The organism is Paenibacillus doosanensis, from assembly GCF_025060755.1.
GTDB lineage: Bacteria > Bacillota > Bacilli > Paenibacillales > NBRC-103111 > Paenibacillus_S > Paenibacillus_S doosanensis.
Genome location: NZ_JANYUY010000111.1, coordinates 1 through 1,676, shown reverse-complemented (window position 1 = coordinate 1,676; position 1,676 = coordinate 1). Strand labels below are relative to the sequence as shown.

1 protein-coding gene, 8 tRNA genes and 1 rRNA gene are annotated in these 1,676 nt (G+C 49.7%); 1 reads left to right on the top strand and 9 read right to left on the bottom strand.

Annotation, left to right across the window (positions count from 1 at the left end):
• Window positions 1-133: 133 nt before the first annotated feature.
• Complete coding sequence (locus tag N0M98_RS33585) at window positions 134-421, top strand: MTH1187 family thiamine-binding protein (protein WP_259620500.1); 288 nt, start codon at window positions 134-136, stop codon at window positions 419-421.
• 107 nt (window positions 422-528) lie between these two features.
• Here the strand turns inward: N0M98_RS33585 and N0M98_RS33580 are convergent.
• The 9 genes from N0M98_RS33580 to N0M98_RS33540 all read right to left on the bottom strand — a co-directional run.
• Window positions 529-601: transfer RNA gene (locus N0M98_RS33580), tRNA-Lys, on the bottom strand.
• Between the two features lie 8 nt (window positions 602-609).
• Window positions 610-695, bottom strand: a tRNA-Tyr gene (locus tag N0M98_RS33575).
• 40 nt (window positions 696-735) lie between these two features.
• Window positions 736-811 (bottom strand) — tRNA-Phe (locus N0M98_RS33570).
• A gap of 83 nt (window positions 812-894) precedes the next feature.
• Window positions 895-971 (bottom strand) — tRNA-Asp (locus tag N0M98_RS33565).
• Window positions 972-985: 14 nt separating this feature from the next.
• Window positions 986-1,061: transfer RNA gene (locus N0M98_RS33560), tRNA-Thr, on the bottom strand.
• Between the two features lie 15 nt (window positions 1,062-1,076).
• A tRNA-Val gene (locus N0M98_RS33555) sits at window positions 1,077-1,152 on the bottom strand.
• Between the two features lie 17 nt (window positions 1,153-1,169).
• Window positions 1,170-1,246: transfer RNA gene (locus N0M98_RS33550), tRNA-Met, on the bottom strand.
• 19 nt (window positions 1,247-1,265) lie between these two features.
• Window positions 1,266-1,353: transfer RNA gene (locus tag N0M98_RS33545), tRNA-Ser, on the bottom strand.
• Between the two features lie 146 nt (window positions 1,354-1,499).
• Window positions 1,500-1,676: ribosomal RNA gene (locus N0M98_RS33540) — 23S ribosomal RNA — on the bottom strand; the annotation flags it as partial.

Here is a 1,676-nt window from a genome sequence, read left to right as displayed (position 1 = left end):
CGGTGTGGTAGACTTCACCTAAAAGGTGCTCCTCTCTTTGGGTGATGTTGTCCTGGACAAACACCATTCTACCAAAGATTTGGAGCCCTTTTTATGTTTTTAATGCGCAGTACTTTCGAAATTCAGGTTAACTATTATTCCTATCGGGACGGCGACAACAAGCCTTAGCCAATACGTCGCCGATATCCAGAAGGTACTGGAGCAGGCGGAAGAGCCCGTCCATTATGAAATGACCGCCATGAGCACGATGATCGAAGGCGAACTGGACGATCTGATGACCATCATTCGCCGTCTTCATGAGGTGCCTTTCCAGCATGGAGCTCAGCGTGTATCCACATCCATCAAAATCGATGACCGCCGAGATCAGCAGGCATCCATCCAGCAAAAGCTTCGATCCGTTCAAGACAAAATGAAGCTATGAGCCTAAGCTTGGAGCTAAATGGCAGGGCAGATCTTCAGGATCTGCTCATTTTTTCGTCAAGCAACAAAAAAAGAGACCCGGGAAGGTCCCTCTATAGTCGTTAAAAGTGAGTCATGTAGGATTCGAACCTACGACACCCTGATTAAAAGTCAGGTGCTCTACCAACTGAGCTAATGACTCAAGATACATGGTGGAGGCTGATGGATTCGAACCACCGAACTCGTCAGAGAACAGATTTACAGTCTGCTGCGTTTGGCCACTTCGCTAAGCCTCCATATTTGCGGCTATTCGCTTCTATTGAAGCAATAAGCCAATGGTGGCTCGGGACGGAATCGAACCGCCGACACGAGGATTTTCAGTCCTCTGCTCTACCGACTGAGCTACCGAGCCGTATGTAATTAGATTGTCCAAATGAACTGCAGTTTATGACAGACAATTCGCTGCCTCGCATATGCATTTTTGGGCAAAAAAAATGGCGGAGCCGACGGGATTCGAACCCGCGGTCTCCTGCGTGACAGGCAGGCATGTTAGGCCTCTACACCACGGCTCCGCGATAGACAAACATGGTGCCGTCGAGAGGACTTGAACCCCCAACCTACTGATTACAAGTCAGTTGCTCTACCAATTGAGCTACAACGGCATATTGAATTGTATATGGTGGAGGCTGAGGGGATCGAACCCCCGACCCTCTGCTTGTAAGGCAGATGCTCTCCCAGCTGAGCTAAGCCTCCATATTATATAGAAGGAATGGTAGCGGCAGAGGGGATCGAACCCCCGACCTTACGGGTATGAACCGTACGCTCTAGCCAGCTGAGCTACGCCGCCACATTAATGAAAGGTACTACGGAGAGAGAGGGATTCGAACCCTCGCACCACTTACGCAGTCTAACCCCTTAGCAGAGGGTCCCCTTGAGCCACTTGGGTATCTCTCCAAGCTATAATGGTTGTTCCTTGAAAACTAGATACGAAACCCGTGCGCGTTTGTGAGCAATGATTATTTGTTCTTCCCGGTTTGTTTCCGGGCCCCGAGAAAGTATTTGGAATCAGCTTCGAAGCTTCTCTTCACTTTCTTGGGAATTTGGTTAAGCCCTCGACCGATTAGTATTCGTCAGCTCCACACGTTGCCGTGCTTCCACCCCGAACCTATCTACCTCGTCGTCTTCAAGGGGTCTTACTTACTGGGAAATCTCATCTTGAGGGGGGCTTCACGCTTAGATGCTTTCAGCGCTTATCCCGTCCGTACGTAGCTATCCAG